This is a genomic window from Pseudomonas sp., assembly GCF_032058845.1.
In the GTDB taxonomy this organism is placed as follows: domain Bacteria; phylum Pseudomonadota; class Gammaproteobacteria; order Pseudomonadales; family Pseudomonadaceae; genus Aquipseudomonas.
On sequence record NZ_DAMCCR010000051.1, the window covers coordinates 12421 to 29976 of the forward strand.

At 64.0% G+C, this 17556-nt stretch carries 18 protein-coding genes and 2 pseudogenes; 11 read left to right on the forward strand and 9 right to left on the reverse strand.

All coding sequences use genetic code 11. The features are described 5' to 3' along the window. The 4 genes from RT028_RS11580 to RT028_RS11595 all read left to right on the forward strand — a co-directional run. On the forward strand, positions 1–225 hold a 225-nt coding region (locus tag RT028_RS11580; protein ID WP_312935000.1), incomplete at its 5' end, for a hypothetical protein. Next, positions 222–536, forward strand: coding sequence for an amidase (locus RT028_RS11585; protein WP_312935002.1), 315 nt, complete (start codon positions 222–224; stop codon positions 534–536). The genes RT028_RS11580 and RT028_RS11585, both read left to right, overlap by 4 nt. Before the next feature lie 41 nt (positions 537–577). Continuing rightward, positions 578–1159 (forward strand): YceI family protein, encoded by a 582-nt coding sequence (locus tag RT028_RS11590; RefSeq protein WP_312935003.1) that lies wholly within the window; start codon positions 578–580, stop codon positions 1157–1159. Position 1160: 1 nt separating this feature from the next. After that, on the forward strand, positions 1161–2318 hold the full coding sequence (locus RT028_RS11595) for a phosphatidylserine/phosphatidylglycerophosphate/cardiolipin synthase family protein (RefSeq protein WP_312935005.1): 1158 nt from the start codon (positions 1161–1163) through the stop codon (positions 2316–2318). 332 nt (positions 2319–2650) lie between these two features. Here the strand turns inward: RT028_RS11595 and RT028_RS11600 are convergent, their stop codons facing one another. Next, entirely contained in the window at positions 2651–3049 is a 399-nt protein-coding gene (locus RT028_RS11600; RefSeq protein WP_312935006.1) for a nuclear transport factor 2 family protein, read from the reverse strand. Positions 3050–3164: 115 nt separating this feature from the next. Between RT028_RS11600 and RT028_RS11605 the strand changes: the two genes are divergently transcribed. Further along, positions 3165–3755, forward strand: coding sequence for a GNAT family N-acetyltransferase (locus RT028_RS11605; RefSeq protein WP_312935008.1), 591 nt, complete (start codon positions 3165–3167; stop codon positions 3753–3755). Continuing rightward, positions 3752–3844: pseudogene (locus tag RT028_RS11610) on the forward strand (amidohydrolase); the annotation flags it as partial. The gene RT028_RS11605 and the pseudogene RT028_RS11610, both read left to right, overlap by 4 nt. A gap of 133 nt (positions 3845–3977) precedes the next feature. Here the strand turns inward: RT028_RS11610 and RT028_RS11615 are convergent. Then, positions 3978–5501, reverse strand: coding sequence for a fumarate hydratase (locus RT028_RS11615; protein ID WP_312935009.1), 1524 nt, complete (start codon positions 5499–5501; stop codon positions 3978–3980). 231 nt (positions 5502–5732) lie between these two features. Between RT028_RS11615 and RT028_RS11620 the strand changes: the two genes are divergently transcribed. Then, positions 5733–6671, forward strand: coding sequence for an iron-sulfur-binding ferredoxin reductase (locus RT028_RS11620; RefSeq protein WP_312935010.1), 939 nt, complete (start codon positions 5733–5735; stop codon positions 6669–6671). 48 nt (positions 6672–6719) lie between these two features. On the opposite strand, the gene pyk is transcribed toward RT028_RS11620, so the two are convergent. Next, on the reverse strand, positions 6720–8171 hold the full coding sequence (pyk, locus tag RT028_RS11625; RefSeq protein ID WP_312935012.1) for a pyruvate kinase: 1452 nt from the start codon (positions 8169–8171) through the stop codon (positions 6720–6722). 170 nt (positions 8172–8341) lie between these two features. Between pyk and RT028_RS11630 the strand changes: the two genes are divergently transcribed. The 3 genes from RT028_RS11630 to sbcB all read left to right on the forward strand — a co-directional run bounded on the left by RT028_RS11630 (position 8342) and on the right by sbcB (position 10733). Further along, positions 8342–8728 carry a tetratricopeptide repeat protein gene (locus RT028_RS11630; RefSeq protein WP_312935013.1) on the forward strand — a complete coding sequence of 129 codons (387 nt, stop codon included), beginning with the start codon at positions 8342–8344 and terminating at the stop codon, positions 8726–8728. A 148-nt stretch (positions 8729–8876) separates the two neighbouring features. Then, the gene (locus RT028_RS11635; protein ID WP_312935014.1) at positions 8877–9236 is read left to right on the forward strand and encodes a PilZ domain-containing protein; all 360 of its coding nucleotides are present in this window, start codon (positions 8877–8879) and stop codon (positions 9234–9236) included. 66 nt (positions 9237–9302) lie between these two features. After that, entirely contained in the window at positions 9303–10733 is a 1431-nt protein-coding gene (gene sbcB, locus RT028_RS11640) for an exodeoxyribonuclease I (RefSeq protein WP_312935015.1), read from the forward strand. 86 nt (positions 10734–10819) lie between these two features. Here sbcB and mvaT read toward each other — a convergent pair whose 3' ends face one another. Then, the gene (gene mvaT, locus RT028_RS11645; protein ID WP_312935017.1) at positions 10820–11197 is read right to left on the reverse strand and encodes a histone-like nucleoid-structuring protein MvaT; all 378 of its coding nucleotides are present in this window, start codon (positions 11195–11197) and stop codon (positions 10820–10822) included. 285 nt (positions 11198–11482) lie between these two features. On the opposite strand from mvaT, the gene purU reads away from it, so the two are divergent. After that, positions 11483–12334, forward strand: coding sequence for a formyltetrahydrofolate deformylase (gene purU, locus RT028_RS11650; RefSeq protein WP_312935018.1), 852 nt, complete (start codon positions 11483–11485; stop codon positions 12332–12334). 56 nt (positions 12335–12390) lie between these two features. On the opposite strand, the gene RT028_RS11655 is transcribed toward purU, so the two are convergent. From RT028_RS11655 to RT028_RS20340, 5 genes and pseudogenes are all read right to left on the reverse strand, one after another. After that, positions 12391–13383, reverse strand: coding sequence for a lysylphosphatidylglycerol synthase transmembrane domain-containing protein (locus tag RT028_RS11655; RefSeq protein ID WP_312935019.1), 993 nt, complete (start codon positions 13381–13383; stop codon positions 12391–12393). Further along, positions 13380–14144, reverse strand: a complete 765-nt coding sequence (locus RT028_RS11660; protein WP_312935020.1) for a polysaccharide deacetylase family protein — start codon at positions 14142–14144, stop codon at positions 13380–13382. The genes RT028_RS11655 and RT028_RS11660 overlap by 4 nt, the downstream gene beginning before the upstream one ends. Next, positions 14137–15258, reverse strand: coding sequence for a glycosyltransferase family 1 protein (locus RT028_RS11665; protein ID WP_312935023.1), 1122 nt, complete (start codon positions 15256–15258; stop codon positions 14137–14139). The genes RT028_RS11660 and RT028_RS11665 overlap by 8 nt, the downstream gene beginning before the upstream one ends. Before the next feature lie 197 nt (positions 15259–15455). Beyond that, positions 15456–16220 (reverse strand): methyl-accepting chemotaxis protein, encoded by a 765-nt coding sequence (locus RT028_RS20335; RefSeq protein WP_409567241.1) that lies wholly within the window; start codon positions 16218–16220, stop codon positions 15456–15458. 93 nt (positions 16221–16313) lie between these two features. Continuing rightward, positions 16314–17333, reverse strand: a pseudogene (locus RT028_RS20340) (cache domain-containing protein); the annotation flags it as partial. Positions 17334–17556: the final 223 nt, after the last annotated feature.

Sequence of the window (17556 nt, forward strand, 5' to 3'; positions counted from 1 at the left end):
GGCTACGGCTACGGCTACGGCTACGGCTACGGCTACGGCTACGGCCACTGCCACTGCCACTACCAGGACCAGCCTGGCCAGGGCGGTGCCGGCTGGACACCGCGGATGAGGCGCCAAGGCGTGTCGGCAACGCCGTGGCCCCTCGGATTTGACGGCGCTCACCGCGATCCCCGCCCGGCTCAGCCGCGCTCACGGCGATGGTCCTGGCCCGGAGCGCCTGTATGAAACGTGCGCGCTGGCTGTTGCTGCCGGGGATGCTGATGCTGGCGCTGGCCGCCGCCTGGGCCTGGCAAGCGCGTCAGGCGCTGGCGGACTTCCCCGCTATCCTGCCGGCCTACTCGGCCAAGGAGTACTGCTCATGCCGCTTCGTCATGGGTTTCGAGGCGGCCTACTGCCGCGCCTACGTGAAGCAGTACCTGCCCCTTGACCGACTCGACGAAGACATCACCACGCACCGCGTCACTGCCGAAGGCCTGGGCCGTCGGGCGCAGGCGGGGTTGCAGGGGCCGGGCGAGGGCTGTCGCTTGCTGCCCTGAAGAGGGGCGGGTAATGTTGCGATCTTTTCGAGAGATTTCACATGCTCATCGTGCGCCGTCTGTTGCCTGCCCTGATCCTGCTGCTGTGCCTTCCTGCCCATGCCAACTGGCACCTGGATGGCGAGTCTTCGCGGCTGTCGTTCGTCACTGGCAAGAACGGTGCGGATGTCGATGTGCACCGTTTCCTGGTGCTGCACGGCTCGGTCGACCGGCAGGGTGCCGCGGGCCTGAGCATTGAGATGGACTCGGTCAGCAGCGGCACGCCGCTTCAGGATGAGCGCATGCGCGAGGGCCTGTTCGAGGTCCGCACGTTCCCTGATGCGACCGTCAAGACCCAGCTCGACCTCGCCCCGCTCAATGACCTGGCCAACGGTGCGCAGATCGAGCTGCGCCTGCCGGTCACCGTGACCCTGCACGGCAAGTCGCAGACCTACAATGCCCAGCTCCTGGCCACCCGGCTCGACGAGCGACGCTTTCAGGTCGTGACCCTGGAGCCGATCGTGCTGCACGCTGCTGACTTCGACCTGGCCACGGGCCTGGAGAACCTGCGCCGCGCCGCCAAGCTGGAGGCCATCAACCCCACAGTGCCGGTGAACGCGGTGCTGATCTTCACGGCGCGCTGACATGCCCGGGCCGGTGTTTCCCTGGCGTGAAGGTAACCAGTTCGACCTCCTGATCGACGGCCCGGCGTTCTTTCCGTCGATGCTGTTGGCGATCGTGCGCGCGCAGTTCCAGGTCGATCTGGAGTTGTATCTGGTCGAAGCCGGGGCCTGCGCGGACGCCGTCGTGGATGCCCTGGAGCAAGCGGCGCGCCGCGGTGTGCAGGTGCGCTGCCTGTTCGACGGCTATGGCAGCCAGGCCTTTGGCCGACCGTTGCGCGAGCGCCTGCTGGCGGCGGGTGTCGAGTTGCGTACCTATAACCCGATCCACTGGCGTCGTGGTGTGCGTAACCTGTACCGAGACCACCGCAAGCTGCTGCTGGTGGACCAGCGCTGGGCGATGGTCGGTGGTACGGGCGTGACCGATGAATTCTGGGTGCCGAACGAGGAAACCAGTGAATGGCACGAGGTGATGGTCACCTTGCAAGGCCCCATCGTCAGTGACTGGCAGTCCCTGTTCGACCGTCAATGGCTGGCCAATTCGCTGCGCACTGCCTGGCGCCCGCCGAAAGGCTTCGGCTTGCCGCGCATGCCCAAGACACCGCCCATCGGCCATGGCCTGGGCCGCGTGGCATATGCCGATTCCCGTCAGCATCGCGACATCCTGCGCTCTCTGGTGCGCGCACTGAACAGCGGTGAACGGCGCATCTGGCTGGCTACACCGTATTTCCTGCCCACCTGGGGTGTGCGCCGTTCCCTGCGCCGCGCAGCCCAGCGCGGGGTCGATGTGCGTCTGTTGCTGACCGGGCCGCGCACCGACCACCCGGCCGTGCGCTATGCCGGCCATCGCTACTACCCTCGGTTGCTGCGCGCAGGGGTGAAAATCTTCGAATACCAGCCGTGCTTCCTGCACCTGAAGATGGTGCTGGTGGACGACTGGGTCAGTGTCGGTTCATGCAACTTCGACCACTGGAACCTGCGTTTCAATCTCGAAGCCAACATCGAAAGCCTGGACCCCGTGCTGACCGCCCAGGTGGCCGCCAGCTTCGAGCGCGATTTCACCCAGAGCCAGGAAGTTGACCTGGCCAGCTGGCGCGCCCGACCGCTGTGGCGGCGGGTCAAGCAGCGGGTGTGGGGCTGGATGGATCGGCTGGTGGCCAATCTGTTCGACCGGCGCAACTGAGGCGCGGCGCAGGTGTGTCCTGGACTGCACCGGCCTGGATCATCTGCCGTGCGCTGCAGGGGAGTGAAGGTTGCAGCCTTGGGCCGGCTGCGCCGTCCATCGCGACTGACCGGAGCGCCGGACCGGCCGCTCCCACCCGGACCGCGTTGCTGTCGAAAAAGGCCTGATCCGACCGTTTGTCAGCCCTTCGTGAAAGGCAGTGGGCTCCCACAGGCGGCTGCGCCGTCCGGTCTTGGGTCCCACGTATGCCAACGCGCTGCATTCCTGTTGAAACGATGCAGCTAACCTGGCGGGGCAGCGCTGTGTGGACTCCGTGGCCCCGGTGCCCACCCCTACGCCACCTGCTCGACCCAGTCACTGAGGTTGTAGTAGTCGGTCACGCGGGCGATCTTGCCGCAGTGGATATAGAAGAAGGCCCCGGCCGAGAGCACGTAGGTCTGGCCGTCGGCGGCCGGCAAGCCTTCATCGTTGGCCAGGTACTGGCCGTGCACGGTGAATTCGGCAGCGGCACGATTACCCTCGGCGCTCTGCATCACCACGAGGTCATCCAGACGTTCCCGGTAGCAGCGGTTCATCTTCTCCATGAACGCGGCGAAGGCCTGTTTGCCCATCTGTCGTTCGCCCTGGTTGATGTCGTGGATCACAGCCTCGTTGAGCAGCGCCAGTAACCCCGGCATGTCGCCAGCATTGAACGCCGCGTAGTAGGCGTGGACGAGCTCCGTAGCGGTCATGGCAATGTTCCTGTCGTGTACGGGAAAGGAGGAGGCTGGGGGCCGATGATAGGGTTTGTCCTCAAGCCCGGCTTAGCCGAGCGCGCCATCCACATCGACAAAACGACCACTTCGCATGGAAATCCGCCTGCTTCATGGCGCTGCGATAGCGCCCTACATCGATGACCTCGCTCGCCTGCGCCTGACGGTGTTTCGTGAGTTTCCCTACCTGTATGACGGCACGCTGGAGCACGAAGCCGACTACCTGACCCCCTACGCACGTTCCGGTCGCAGCTTGCTGGTGCTGGCGCTGGATGACGGCCAGGTGGTCGGCGCCTCCACCGGCCTGCCGCTGGTGGACAAGGCTGCCGAGTTTCAGCAGCCCTTCCTCGAACAAGGCCGCGACCCCAATTCGGTGTACTACTTCGGGGAGTCGCTGGTGCTGCCCGAGTACCGAAAGCAGGGCGTAGGGGTGCGCTTTTTCATCGAGCGCGAGTCCTACGCGCACAAGCTGGCCGAGTTCGATTACTGCGCGTTCTGCGCCGTCGAGCGACCGTCCGGACATCCGCTGCGGCCCAGCGACTACAAGCCGCTGCAGGGCTTCTGGCGCAACCGCGGGTTTCTGCATGAACCGTCCTTGCGCACCCACTGTGCCTGGCGCGACCTGAACGAAAGCCAGGCCTCGGACAAGATCATGTCGTTCTGGCTCAAGGCGCTGCCGGCATGATTCGCCTGGCAGCTTGCCAGTACGCCATCGAACGCTTTGCGACGTGGGAGGCGTATGCGACGCACCTGCAGGCGTTGTGCGCCGGTGCGGCCGGACCGGAGCGCCGGACGGGCCGCTCTCACAGATTTCGTCGGCTTCAGCCGCGATGGGCCGCAAAGCGGCCCCAAAGACTCAACTGACTGGCATCAGTCCTAAAGCGCGGTCGTTTCTAGAGCTGACCGCTTACTTCACTTCCACCGCCAGGCTCTGGGCAATCTTGCCCTGCCACAGCGCAGGGCCGGTGATGTGCACCGACTCACCGTTGCTGTCGACGGCCACGGTCACCGGCATGTCCTTGACCTCGAACTCGTAGATCGCTTCCATGCCCAGTTCGGCGAAGGCCAGCACCTGCGACTTGCGAATCGCCTGGGCCACCAGGTAAGCGGCGCCACCGACGGCCATCAGGTAGACGGCCTTGTTGTCGCGGATCGCGTCGATGGCGGTCGGGCCACGCTCGGACTTGCCGATCATGCCCAGCAGGCCGGTCTGCTCGAGGATCTGACGGGTGAACTTGTCCATCCGCGTGGCAGTGGTGGGGCCGGCAGGGCCGACCACTTCGTCACCGACAGGGTCCACCGGGCCGACGTAGTAGATGAAGCGGCCTTTCAGATCGACCGGCAGCTCTTCGCCACGGTTGAGCATCTCGACCATGCGCTTGTGCGCGGCATCGCGGCCGGTGAGCATCTTGCCGTTGAGCAGGATGGTCTCGCCCGGTTGCCAGCTGGCGACTTCTTCCGGGGTGATGGTGTCGAGGTTCACCCGACGCGCGCTTGGGCCGGCTTCCCAGACGATTTCCGGGTAGGCGTCGAGCGACGGCGCTTCCAGCTCGGCAGGGCCGGAGCCGTCGAGCACGAAGTGGGCGTGGCGGGTGGCGGCGCAGTTGGGGATCATGCACACCGGCAGGGACGCGGCGTGGGTCGGGTAGTCCATGATCTTGACGTCGAGCACGGTGGTCAGCCCGCCCAGGCCCTGGGCGCCGATGCCGAGCTGATTGACCTTGTCGAACAGCTCCAGGCGGATCTCTTCGATGCGGTTCTGCGGGCCACGGGCCTTGAGCTCATGGATGTCGATGGATTCCATCAACACTTCCTTGGCCATGACCGCGGCCTTCTCGGCGGTGCCGCCGATGCCGATGCCGAGCATGCCCGGCGGACACCAGCCGGCGCCCATGGTCGGCACGGTTTTCAGCACCCAGTCGACGATCGAGTCGGAGGGGTTGAGCATGGCCATCTTCGACTTGTTTTCCGAACCACCGCCCTTGGCGGCAACGTCCACTTCGACCTTGTCGCCGGGGACGATGGAGTAGTGAATGACGGCCGGGGTGTTGTCCTTGGTGTTCTTGCGGGCACCGGCCGGGTCGGCCAGGATCGAGGCGCGCAGGACGTTCTCGGGCAGGTTGTAGGCGCGGCGCACGCCTTCGTTGATCATGTCGTCGACGCTCAGGGTGGCGCCGTCCCAGCGCACGTCCATGCCCACACGCACGAACACGGTGACGATACCGGTGTCCTGGCAGATCGGCCGGTGGCCGGTGGCGCACATGCGCGAGTTGATCAGGATCTGGGCGATGGAGTCGCGCGCGGCGGGCGACTCTTCACGCAGGTACGCTTCGTGCATCGCCTGGATGAAGTCGACGGGGTGGTAGTACGAGATGAATTGCAGGGCATCGGCGACGCTCTGAATCAGGTCGTCTTGCTTGATCACGGTCATGCAGCGCGCTCCTCTGTAAAGACGGGAACATTCATAAAGGCTTTCGACGCCAGCAGGCTGCGGGCCGATTACCTTGCAAGAGGTGCCGGCTGGTCGGGCCGTCACGGAAAAAAGGCGCGGCATTATACCGCGCCTTACCCGTTGTACCACCCGTGCTTGACGCGCAGCAGGCGCAGCCTTTTCGGCGCGTCCGTGCCATGCTGTGCGGCACACCCCTGGAGACATTTCACCATGCCTGAACTCTGCGTGGGCACTCGGCGCTGGTCGGTGCCGGCTGGCAGCAACTTGCTCGATGCGCTCAATCAGGCAGGGGTCAGCGTGCCCTGCAGTTGTCGTGCGGGAAGCTGCCATGCGTGTCTGGTGCGCTGCCTCGCTGGTGAGCCGGACGACGCCCGGCCCGACGCGCTGTCTGCCGCGCAGCGGGGAGACGGTTGGCGCCTGGCCTGCCAGTGCCGGGTGCTCAGCGACCTCCACATAGCGCCGTTCGATCCACGTACCGACGCGCTGCCGGCACAGGTGACGGACCTGGACTGGCGCGGCGAGGTACTGCGCCTGCGCCTGCTCCTTGAGCGGCCTTTGCGCTATCAGGCCGGGCAGCATGTGGTGCTGTGGCTGCGCAGTGTCGCGCGGCCCTATTCGTTGGCCAGCGTGCCGGGCGAGGATCGAGCGCTGGAGTTTCACCTCGATTGCCGCCGACCTGGCGCCTTCAGTGACCTCGCCCGGCAATTGCAGGTGGGCGATGAGCTGGGTCTGGGGGAGTTGCGCGGCGGTGCGCTGCACTACGATCCGGACTGGCAGGACCGTCCGTTATGCCTGCTGGCGGCCGGCACCGGCCTGGCGCCGCTGTGGGGGATTCTGCGCGAAGCCGTGCGCCAGGGGCATGCAGGGCCGATTCGCGTGTTGCACCTGGCGCACTCCGCGCAAGGCCATTACCTGGCCGATGCGCTGGACGCGCTGGCCGCTGTGGGCGGGCAGATTCAGGTGGACTACGTGCTGGCGGAGCAGCTGCCACACGCCCTGGCGGGCCTGCGTGGCTTGCCCAGGCAGACAGTAGCCCTGGCCTGCGGTGCACCCGGCACGGTCGAACAGTTCGCCCGCGCCCTGTTCATGGCGGGCCTGCCGAGAAGCCAGCTGTTTGCCGATGTCTTCACCTCGTCCGTCAGCCCATAGAAAAGGGCCGCAATGCGGCCCTTTCGGTCAACGCTGAAGCTTTACAGGTCAGATCAACGGATCACCGACATGCAGGATCTTCATGCCGTTGGTGCCGCCAATGGTGTGGTAGCTGTCACCCTTGGTCAGAATCACCCAGTCACCCTGTTGCACCAGGCCGCGTTGCAGCAGCTCGTCCACGGCCGCCTGGCTGACCTGTTCGGCCGGCAGGGCTGCCGGGTCGAAGGCGATCGGGTACACGCCGCGGAACATCGAGGCGCGCGCCTGCGTGGCACGGTGCGGGGAGAGCGCGTAGATCGGCACGTGCGAGCGCAGACGCGACATGATCAACGGTGTGTAGCCACTCTCGGTCAGGGCGATGATCGCCTTGACGCCCGGGAAGTGGTTGGCCGTGTACATCGCCGCCAGGGCGATGCTTTCGTCGCAGCGCTCGAAGGTGGTGTGCAGGCGGTGGCTGGATTTCTGGCTGGTGGGGTGTTTTTCCGCGCCCAGGCAGATACGCGCCATGGCCTGAACCGCTTCGATCGGGTAGGCACCGGCGGCGCTTTCGGCCGACAGCATCACCGCATCGGTGTTGTCCAGGACGGCGTTGGCGACGTCCGAGACTTCCGCACGGGTCGGCATCGGGTTCTGGATCATCGACTCCATCATCTGCGTGGCGACGATCACCGCTTTGTTGTTGCGGCGGGCGTGCTGGATGATCTTCTTCTGAATCGCGATCAGCTCGGCATCACCGATTTCCACACCCAGGTCACCCCGGGCGACCATCACGGCGTCGGAGGCAGCAATCAGGCCGTCGAGGGTTTCGTCGTCAGCGACGGCTTCGGCGCGCTCGATCTTGGCCACCAGCCAGGCGCTGCCGCCAGACTCGTCACGCAGCTTGCGTGCGTATTCCATGTCCTTGGCGTCACGCGGGAAGGACACGGCGAGGTAGTCGAGGTCCATTTCTGCGGCCAGCTTGATGTCGGCCTTGTCTTTCTCGGTCAGGGCCGGTGCCGTCAGGCCGCCGCCACGGCGGTTGATACCCTTGTGGTCAGACAGCGGGCCGCCGATCAGCACCACGCAGTGCAGGGCGTCGGCGGTGGCGGTTTCGACGCGCATGACCACGCGGCCGTCGTCGAGCAGCAGTTCGTCACCAACGCCGCAATCCTTGACCAGGTCCGGGTAATCGATGCCGACGATTTCCTGGTTGCCGTCTGTCAGCGGGTGCGCGGTGGAGAAGGTGAAGCGATCGCCCAGCTTGAGCTCGATGCGCTTGTTGCTGAACTTGGCGATACGGATCTTGGGACCCTGCAGGTCGCCCAGCAACGCCACGTGGCGGCCGTTGCGGGCAGCGATTTCGCGGATCAGCCGTGCACGAGCCTTGTGCTCGTCGGGCGTGCCGTGGGAGAAGTTCAGGCGTGCCACGTCAAGACCGGCCAGGATCAGTTGTTCGATCACTTCCGGCGAGTTGCTGGCAGGGCCAAGGGTGGCGACGATTTTGGTACGGCGGATGGTCATGCATAGACTCCTATAGTGAAGCGCAGCGAGAGGCTACTCCTCAATCCGGTTGTAGTCATTGTTCGGTTGCACTACCTGCCCCGGCGGGGAGAACCCGTGTGCAGGCTCGCAGGCCCCTGTGAAGATTTGCCGGTGACCGCCGATACAGTGCCTATCAAAGGAGAATGCCCATGCGAACCCTGATCTTCCTGGTGCTGATGGCCAGCCTTGGCGGCTGTACGCGCTGGTCGATGGACCACCACCTGGACAACGCCTATCGTGCCTATGACCGCGGCGACTGCGCGCGCGTGATGCTGGAACTGTCGCAAGTCGACCGCACCAGCCGTGCGCGACCGTTCATCCATCCGGAGGTGTCATTGTTGCGAGGCCAGTGTCTGGAAAGACAGAAGCTTTATGTCGATGCGGCACAGACGTATCAGTACCTGATCCAGCGTTTTCCAGGCAATGAATACGCCTACCGGGCCGCGGCGCGCCTGCAGACGCTGGAGCGCCTGGGGTACTACCGCACAACCGAGCCAGCGGTGACCACGCCGGCCCGATCAACGCCCTGGCGTTGAGGCATGGAGGGTGACAAGCGTTGATTATCTGCTATACCGCCCTGATCGGTTCCACGCGACAAGTGCCACCCATTGCCACCCATAAAGACGTATCGTTCACTGCCAGCAGCTCGTTTTCCTGGCCTTACGAAGGAAAGCCCCGAGCATCATGTTTACTGCCCGTCACATAGAACGCCATGAGTTGCACTGTGTGTTGCAACTCTTCAACCGCATCACCGGCCATTCGCTCGGCTACCTGGGCAATGTCTCGGAGAGCGGTCTGATGCTGCTCAGCGAGTTGCCGGTGATGGTCGGGCCAGACTTCGAACTGCAGATTCGCGTCCCGCTCAAGGGCGGCGGCCATCAGTTCATCAACCTGACGGCCAGCTGTGTGTGGTGCCAGGAAGATGAAACCCCTGGCCATTACAACTCCGGTTTCATGCTGCTGCAGGCGCCGCGCGACTACGACTCCTTCGTTCGTGCGCTGCAAGCGTTCTTCACCTTCAAGCAGATCAGCGCGTCGGCCTGACGCTGCCCTGGCCCCTGGCCCCTGCGCCCCGCTAGACTCGGGTCGACCTACAGACAGGACGACCCCGTGAGCTCCAGCATTTTCTGGCACGACTACGAAACCACCGGCATCAATCCGCGCTGCGACCGGCCCTTGCAGATGGCCGGCGTGCGCACCGATCTCGACCTCAACGAGGTCGAAGCGCCCGTCAACCTGTATTGCCGGCCCAGTGACGATATCCTGCCGCACCCCAAAGCGTGCCTGGTAACCGGCATTACCCCGCAGCGTCTGGCCGAACAGGGCCTGGGCGAAGCCGAGTTCATGACCCGTGTGCACGCGCAGCTGTCGCGCCCCGGCACCTGTGGCGCGGGCTACAACAGCTTGCGTTTTGACGACGAGGTCACCCGCTACAGCCTGTACCGCAATTTCTTCGACCCGTATGCCCGTGAGTGGGAGGCCGGCAACAGCCGCTGGGACCTCATCGACCTGGTACGCACCGCCTGCGCCTTGCGCCCTGAAGGGTTGAACTGGCCGGAGCAGGACGGGCGTATCAGCCTGCGCCTGGAGTTGCTTAGCCGTGCCAATGGCATCGAACATGGCGACGCGCACGAGGCGCTGTCGGATGTGCGCGCGACCCTGGGCCTGGCCCGGCTGATTCGTGAACGGCAACCCAAGTTGTACCACTGGTTATTCGAGCTGCGCAGCAAGCACAAGGTGCTCGAGCAAATCCAGCTGTTGCAACCGCTGGTACATGTATCAGGACGCTTCTCGGCTGAGCGCAAATACCTGGGTGTGGTATTGCCATTAGCCTGGCATCCGAGCAACCGTAATGCACTGATAGTCTGCGATTTACATCAGGATATTCTGCCTTTGTTGCAGGAAAGTCCTGACGAGCTACGCCGACGTTTATACACGCGGCGTGAAGAGTTGGGCGCCGATGTTCTACCCGTCCCGCTTAAACTGGTGCAGATCAATCGTTGTCCAGTGCTGGCACCCTTGTCTGTGCTTCGAACAACTGACGAGCGGCGTTTGGGGATAGATAGAGCGGTGTATCTGGCGCAGGCCGAAGCGTTGATAAGCCAACAGGCGGTATGGCAGGAAAAACTCGCACCGATCTATAGCGCGCAGGATTTCGGGCTTAGCGAAGATCCAGAGCAACAGTTGTATGACGGCTTCATTGGCGAGCGCGATAGAAGATTGTGCGAGCAGGTACGCGTACTCGATCCGCAGCAACTGGCCAGCGGGCAATGGATGTTCGATGATGCGCGCTTGCCGGAACTGTTGTTCCGTTACCGCGCCCGAAACTTTCCTGAAACCCTCGGTGAGCAGGAGCGCCAGCGTTGGGCCACATTCTGTCAGCAGCGTCTGAGCCTGCCCCAGGCCGGTGCGCCCAATACCCTGGGCGATTTCCAGCAGGCGCTGTCGAGCAGCCTGGCAAGCGCAGACGAGGGCGGGCAGCGTGTGCTACGCGCCTGGCAGCAGCATGCCGAGCGCCTTCGGCAGCACTACGGCCTCTGATCTGATCGGTATTCAACGCCCATAAAAAAACGCCAGCAAATGCTGGCGTTCTTTATAGGGCAAGTGTGCCGGTAAAGCCTGGACAATCAACCCAGCAGGGTTGCCCAGCCTTCAACCACATCACCACCCCATTTGGCTTTCCATTCTTTCAGGGTTTTGTGATTGCCACCTTTGGTTTCAATCACTTCACCGTTGTGAGGGTTCTTGTATTGTTTGACCTTGCGTGCACGCTTGGTGGTGGCAGGCTTGGCAGTGCCACGTGGGGCTTTGCTGCTTTTGGATTCCGGGTCGAGCAGGGCGATGACATCGCGCAGCGACTTGGAGTATTCACCCATCAGCGTGCGCAGTTTGCCTTCAAACTCCAGCTCTTTTTTCAGCTTGTCATCTTGGGACAGATTTGCCAGGCGCGCTTGAAGTTCCTTGATGGATTCTTCGATACCACGGTATTCGTTGATCAGGGACATGGGACGTTCCTTGGGAATATTTCAGGGATACAGTGGCGCAATAGTAAACAGACGCTACAGCCAAGTAAACAACTAACTCGGGTGCCGGCATGTTTAATGGCGCATGGCTCCCGATGTAGTTGATAAATTTTTTTTTACATATGCCTCGGACGTTTCGCATTGTGCATTTTTACCGGTCTCCGGCAACCCAGCGCACGCAAGCTGGCATCGGGTGGAGATGGCTACTGCGTTTTTCCCGGCGTGCCGCTACAATCGCCGCCTTTGCGAAGTTCTGGAGTCTGTTTGATGCGCACCTATCGTCTGGTGATCGCGTGCCCCGACCGTGTCGGCATCGTGGCCAAAGTCAGTAATTTCCTGGCGCTCTACAACGGCTGGATCAATGAAGCCAGTCATCATTCCGATGAACAGAGCGGCTGGTTCTTCATGCGTCACGAAATTCGTGCCGAAACACTGCCGTTCGGTATCGAGGCCCTGCGTGAAGCCTTCGCGCCGATCGCCGAAGAGTTCTCCATGACCTGGCGGATCACCGATTCGGCGCACAAGAAGCGCGTGGTGCTCATGGCCAGCCGTGAGTCGCACTGCCTGGCCGACCTGCTGCACCGATTCCACACCGATGAGCTCGACTGCGACATTCCGTGCGTGATCTCCAACCACAACGACCTGCGCAGCATGGTCGAGTGGCACGGTATCCCGTTCTTCCATGTGCCGGTCGACCCCCAGGACAAACAACCGGCGTTTGCCGAAGTGTCGCGCCTGGTGGCCGAACACGGTGCCGATGTCGTGGTGCTGGCGCGTTATATGCAGATTCTGCCGCCGCAACTGTGTCAGGACTACGCCGAGCGGGTGATCAACATCCACCACAGCTTCCTGCCTTCGTTCGTCGGTGCCAAGCCGTATCACCAGGCGTCCCTGCGCGGCGTCAAGCTGATTGGCGCGACGTGCCACTACGTCACCGAAGAGCTGGACGCCGGCCCGATCATCGAGCAGGACGTGGTCCGTGTGAACCACGCCGACAGCATCGAAGACATGGTTCGCTTTGGGCGTGATGTGGAGAAGATGGTGCTGGCCCGCGGCCTGCGCTACCACCTCGAAGACCGCGTGCTGGTGCACGGCAACAAGACGGTGGTGTTCGACTAACCACTGGCGCTGTCCGGACGCGATCTGCACGCGCCCGGACAGCGTTCAGGCAGCGCCTAGCCCGCCTGACGCCGCCAGCGTGCCAACAGCGGCCTGGCCAGCAGGCAGACGAATACCGGCCCACCTGCCAGCAGATAGAAGTAGTAGGTGATGGCCCGCCAGATGACGATGGCCGCAGCCGCCGTCGAGGCGCCCACCATCGGCGCCAGCAGGGTCGCCGAGGTCAGCTCCGCGGCACCCGCGCCCCCTGGCAACAGGCTGAACTGCCCCGCACTGAGCGCCAGCATCTGCACCAGAAAGCTGGGGATCCACGACAGCTCCACCCCCAGCCCCTGCAGGACGAAATACAGCACGCTGTAGCGCAGGCTCCAGTGCGCGCAGGTGAGCGCAAACACCAGCGCCAGGGTGCGCTTGGGCAGGCGCCACATCTCGGCCAGGGCGTGCATGAAACGCAGCAGCTTGCGCGCCCAGCGCCGTTGGCGTGATGCCGACATTCCCAGGCGCGTAAGCACGCGGCCGTTGCCACGCATCACCTGGCGGCGCCAGCGCAGGACTGCCAGCAGCACGAGCAGTGCGGCGCACAGCATCAAGGCGCTGCCCAGGAGCATGCTCTGCTGGCTGTTGCCCAACCGGTTGAATACCGCATAGCCGGCGATCGCAAGCATGGCGCAGAAAAAGAACAGCAGGTCATTGAGCTGGTCCATGGCGAACGCTGCGCCACTGCGCGCTGCACTGATGCCCTCGCGGTTGAGCAGGGCGATCAGCGTCAGTGGGCCGCCGCTGCCACCCGGGGTGGTGCAGATTGCAAATTCGGTTGCCATCAAGACGCCGACGCTGCGCACCACGCCGAGCTGCGCCCCTTGCTGGCCGAGCAGCAGGCGCAGGCGCCACGCGTTGATCAACCAGCACAGCAGGATCATGCCGAGCAGCCCGCTCAGCAGGCTCGGCGGGAAGCGTTGCAGGCGCGGCAGCAGCTCGCTGCCGCCCAGAAAGGCAGGCACGGCCAGGGCCAGCAATACGGCCAGCCCCAGCCAGATCCAGCGGGTCATCGGCTGAGCTGGCGGTCGAGCCAGGCGGATTTGGTCAGCGGTTGACGCCCCTGCGCCATCAGCTCACGCAAGGTGCTCATCCAGTAGTCGCGTGACGAGCGGTGGCGCATGTCGACCGGATGCAGGCCCAGACGCACGGTATTGGCCGACGCCAGGCGTCGACGCTGCCAGTCGCTGACGACTTTCGACAGCCCGCGTCGCCAGGCACTGCGCGCGCTCCATACCAAGCCAGGCGCATCGATGGCGGCGAAATCGGGCAGGCGATACAGGTGCTGCGGCGTGCTAGTGTAGCGCAACGGCAGTTGCCGTAGCGCCTCGCGGGTGCCCTCGCTCATCAGCCAGGCCGGGGCGACGAAACCGGCCACCGGCCAGCCTTGGGCGTCGAACAGCTGCAACCCTTCACGCAGACGTTGCAGCGCTTGCGCCTGGTCAAGGCCGTAGAACTCGCCTTCGTGGGTATACACCCGGCGCATGAACAGCTCGCGCGGGGTGCGCGGTGCAGGCCCGTCATCGGCATGATAGAAGCCATGCAGCGCCAGTTCATCGCCCTTGGCCAGGCGCCGGTGCATCAGCCGGCAGAAAGCCGGTGCATGCTGCAGGGCGTTACGGTGATGAAAGTCCGGCACGACCAGCCAGGTCATGGGTACATTGCCCAACGCGTCCACCGCTTCGACGAACGGCTGGTAGTCAGGCCAGGTTTCTGGCGCCACGTCGTGCAGCACCAGCATCACGCTCGGTGGCGCCTGGAGCGACTCAGCCATGGGCGCGTACCTGCGGCTGGTGGCCCAGCACGGCATGGTAATGCTCGATCAGGCCGCTCACCACGCTGTCCCAGGAATACTGTTGTTCAACGTGGCTGCGTGCCTGAGCGCCGAGCTTGCGCACGCCGTCTTCGAAGATTTCCTGCACAGCGCCGGCCATGGCCTTGCCATCGTTGGGCGTGCACAGCCGACCGCAGTCATCGCGAACGATCTCGCCAAAGGCGCCGGCATTCACCGCCACCACAGGGGTACCGCTGGCCATGGCTTCGAGGATCACCAGGCCGAAGGTTTCCTGATCCCCGGCGTGCACCAGCAGGTCGGCGCTGGCAAGCAGGCTGGCGACTTCCTGGGGTGGGCAGAACCGGTTGATCACGCTGACGTTGTCAGGCACGTTGGACGGCATGCTCGAGCCGACCAGCAGCAAGTGATAGCGGCTGCCCAGCTGGCGCATGCAGTCGAGCAGCACCGGGAGGTTCTTTTCCCGCGAACCGCGACCGGCGAAGACCAGCAGGCGCGTGGTGTCGGCGATGCCCAGGCGTGCCCGCAGCTGCGGGTCGCGGTGGGCCGGATTGAACATGTTCAGGTCCACGCCCAGGCGCTGCACATGCACGTCCTTGACGCCCAGGCGGGTGAGCTTGTCAGCCATGACCTGGCTGGGCGCAAGCACGCGGTCGAAGTTGCCGTAGAGCTTGCTCACATAGGCTTCGACGTTGGGGGTGAACCAGTTGCCCATGCGATTGCTGACCAGCAGCGGCAGGTCGGAGTGGTAGAAGCCGATGACCGGCACGTCGAGCTGGCGCCGCGCTTCGAGGGCCGCCCAGGCGGTGAGGTAGGGATCGCCGACCTCGATCAGGTCAGGCTGTAGCGTGCGCAATACATTGCACCACGGCGCCAGCCGGACGGGAAAACGATAGCCCTTGCCGAACGGCAGGGGCAGGGCGGGAACCTGGTAGATCCCATTGTCCTCGGCGGCCGTGGCCCCCGGGATGAGCAAGCTGTGACGCACGCCCGACATGGCGTCGAGGCGTCGGTGTTTGGCATCAAGGTAGGTTCGTACGCCTCCGCTTGCCGGGGCGTAGAACATGGTGATGTCAGCAATGTGCACGGTCGGTATCCCTCCGGGATCATCTTCGGCCTGTCGATCAGCTGTAACAGACCGTTACAGGACGCGCCTGAAGGTTGACCGTCCGCGGAGGGGATTTGTTCGATCGGCGTGGCCGATCAAGGGCTTGGCGTGGCCTTGCGTGAGGCAAGGCTGCCAGTCGACAGGCACATCGAAGGGGCCACGAAGGCCCACCTCGATACGCCAGCTCAGATGCGGAAGGTGCCGACCAGATGCTTCAGGCGCCCAGCCTGCTGCTCCAGATCGGCGCAGGCACGCAGGGTGGCCTGCAGGTTTTCCACGCCTTCCTGGTTGAGCATGTTGATCTCGCTGATGTCGACGTTGATCGCCTCCACCACGGCGGTCTGCTCCTCGGTGGCAGTGGCCACCGACTGGTTCATGCCGTCGATCTCGCCAATGCGCCCGGTCACGCTGCCCAGGCGTTCACCGGCCTGGTTGGCGATTGCCACGCTGTCCTGGCTGTGGCGCTGGCTCTGGTCCATGGTCTCGACCGACGCACGAGCGCCGACCTGCAACTCCTCGATCATGCCTTGCACCTGCTGCGCCGACTCCTGGGTACGGTGCGCCAGGTTGCGCACCTCGTCGGCCACCACGGCAAAGCCGCGGCCGGCTTCACCGGCGCGTGCGGCTTCGATCGCGGCGTTGAGCGCCAGCAGGTTGGTCTGCTGGGAGATGCTGGTGATCACTTCAAGGATCTGGCCGATGTTCACGGTCTTGCCGTTGAGCGTCTCGATGTGCGCGCTGGAGGTGACGATCAGGTCAGACAGCCGGGTCATCGCCTGAATGTTGCGCTCGACCACCTGCTGGCCTTCTTCGGCCAGCAGCCGCGCCGAACTGGCGTGTTGCGAGGCCAGTGCGGCGTTGCCGGCGATCTCGTGCGCGGCGGCGCCCAGCTGGTTGATGGCTGCGGCCACGCTGTTGGTGCGGTTGCTCTGCTCGTCGGAGTTGCTCATCGACGAGTTGGAGGCGCTGATCACCCGCAATGCCACTTCATTGACCTGCTCGGTGGCCGAAGACACTTCCCGGATCGAGCTGTGGATACGTTCGACGAAATGGTTGAAGGCATTGCCCAGCACCCCGAATTCGTCGTGGTGCTGGATATCCAGGCGGCGGGTGAGGTCGCCTTCGCCCTCGGCGATGTTTTCCATGGCGCGGGTCATTACGTGCAGCGGCTGCATCAGCACACGAATCAGCAGGCCGAGCAGCGCGATGATGATCACCACCGCCACCAGCGTGGCGATCACTGCCGAAGTGCGGAAGGTGCTGAGCATCGAGAAGGCTTTGTCTTTGTCGATCGACAGGCCCACGTACCAGTTGGCATTGGGCAGGCCCTTGATCGGCGTGAAGCTGAGCAGGCGCGTCTGGCCGTCGGCTTCCTGCACTTCGCTCAGGGCCTGGGTCAGCTGGGTGGTCTGGCCGGGGAACAGGTCCGACAGCGATTTCATCACCAGCTCCTGCTCGGGGTGAACCAGGATCTTGCCCTGATCGTTGACCAGGAACGCGTAGCCCATGCCGCCGAAATTCAACGCGTTGATGATCTTGGCCAGGCCGTCGAGGGCCAGATCGCCGCCGACCACGCCGACGTTGCTCGCCGATTTGCTGATGATGCTGATGACCATTTTCTGCGTGGTCAGGTCGATGTAGGGTTCAGTGAGGATGGCGCCGCTGGCGCCCATGCCGTCCTTGTACCAGGGCCGTACGCGCGGGTCATAGCCATCGGGCATCTTGGCGTCGGGGCGCACGGTGAAACGGCCGTCGACCTGGCCGAGATAGACCGTCAGAAAACTCGAGGTCAGCGCCGGCTGGCCAAGCAAGGCGGGGGCCTCGGCGGGGGTCTGGGCGATGTTCTGCGCAAGGTTGTCGACCATGCGGATGCGGCCGTCGAACAGGCCCTGGACGTTGGTCGCGGTGGACTGGCCCATCTCGCTCAGGTAGCTCTCGAGGTCGGCGCGGATGGCATTGCGCTGCAGGTAGTCGTTGAACAGCGTGAACAGGGTAAACGCCACGATCACGATCAGTGACGCGGCGATCAGGATCTTGTGGCTGAAACGAAGGCTTTTGCGCATGGCGTCCTCGGGTCCGCAGGGCTGTAAGTCAGGGCGTCGGCACGTGGTACAGCCATGGCCAGGGCCAGGTCTGCACCGTGCAGTGACGGGCACACCGGTATCGGCCAGACAGGCCCCAAGCTTGTGGGTTTATCGAGAAAAGCGGGAGCGGAAGGGGAATTTCTCGCCGGATCGAGTAGGAGGCGGATTCACATCCGCCGTCCTCTCACACCACCGTGCGTAC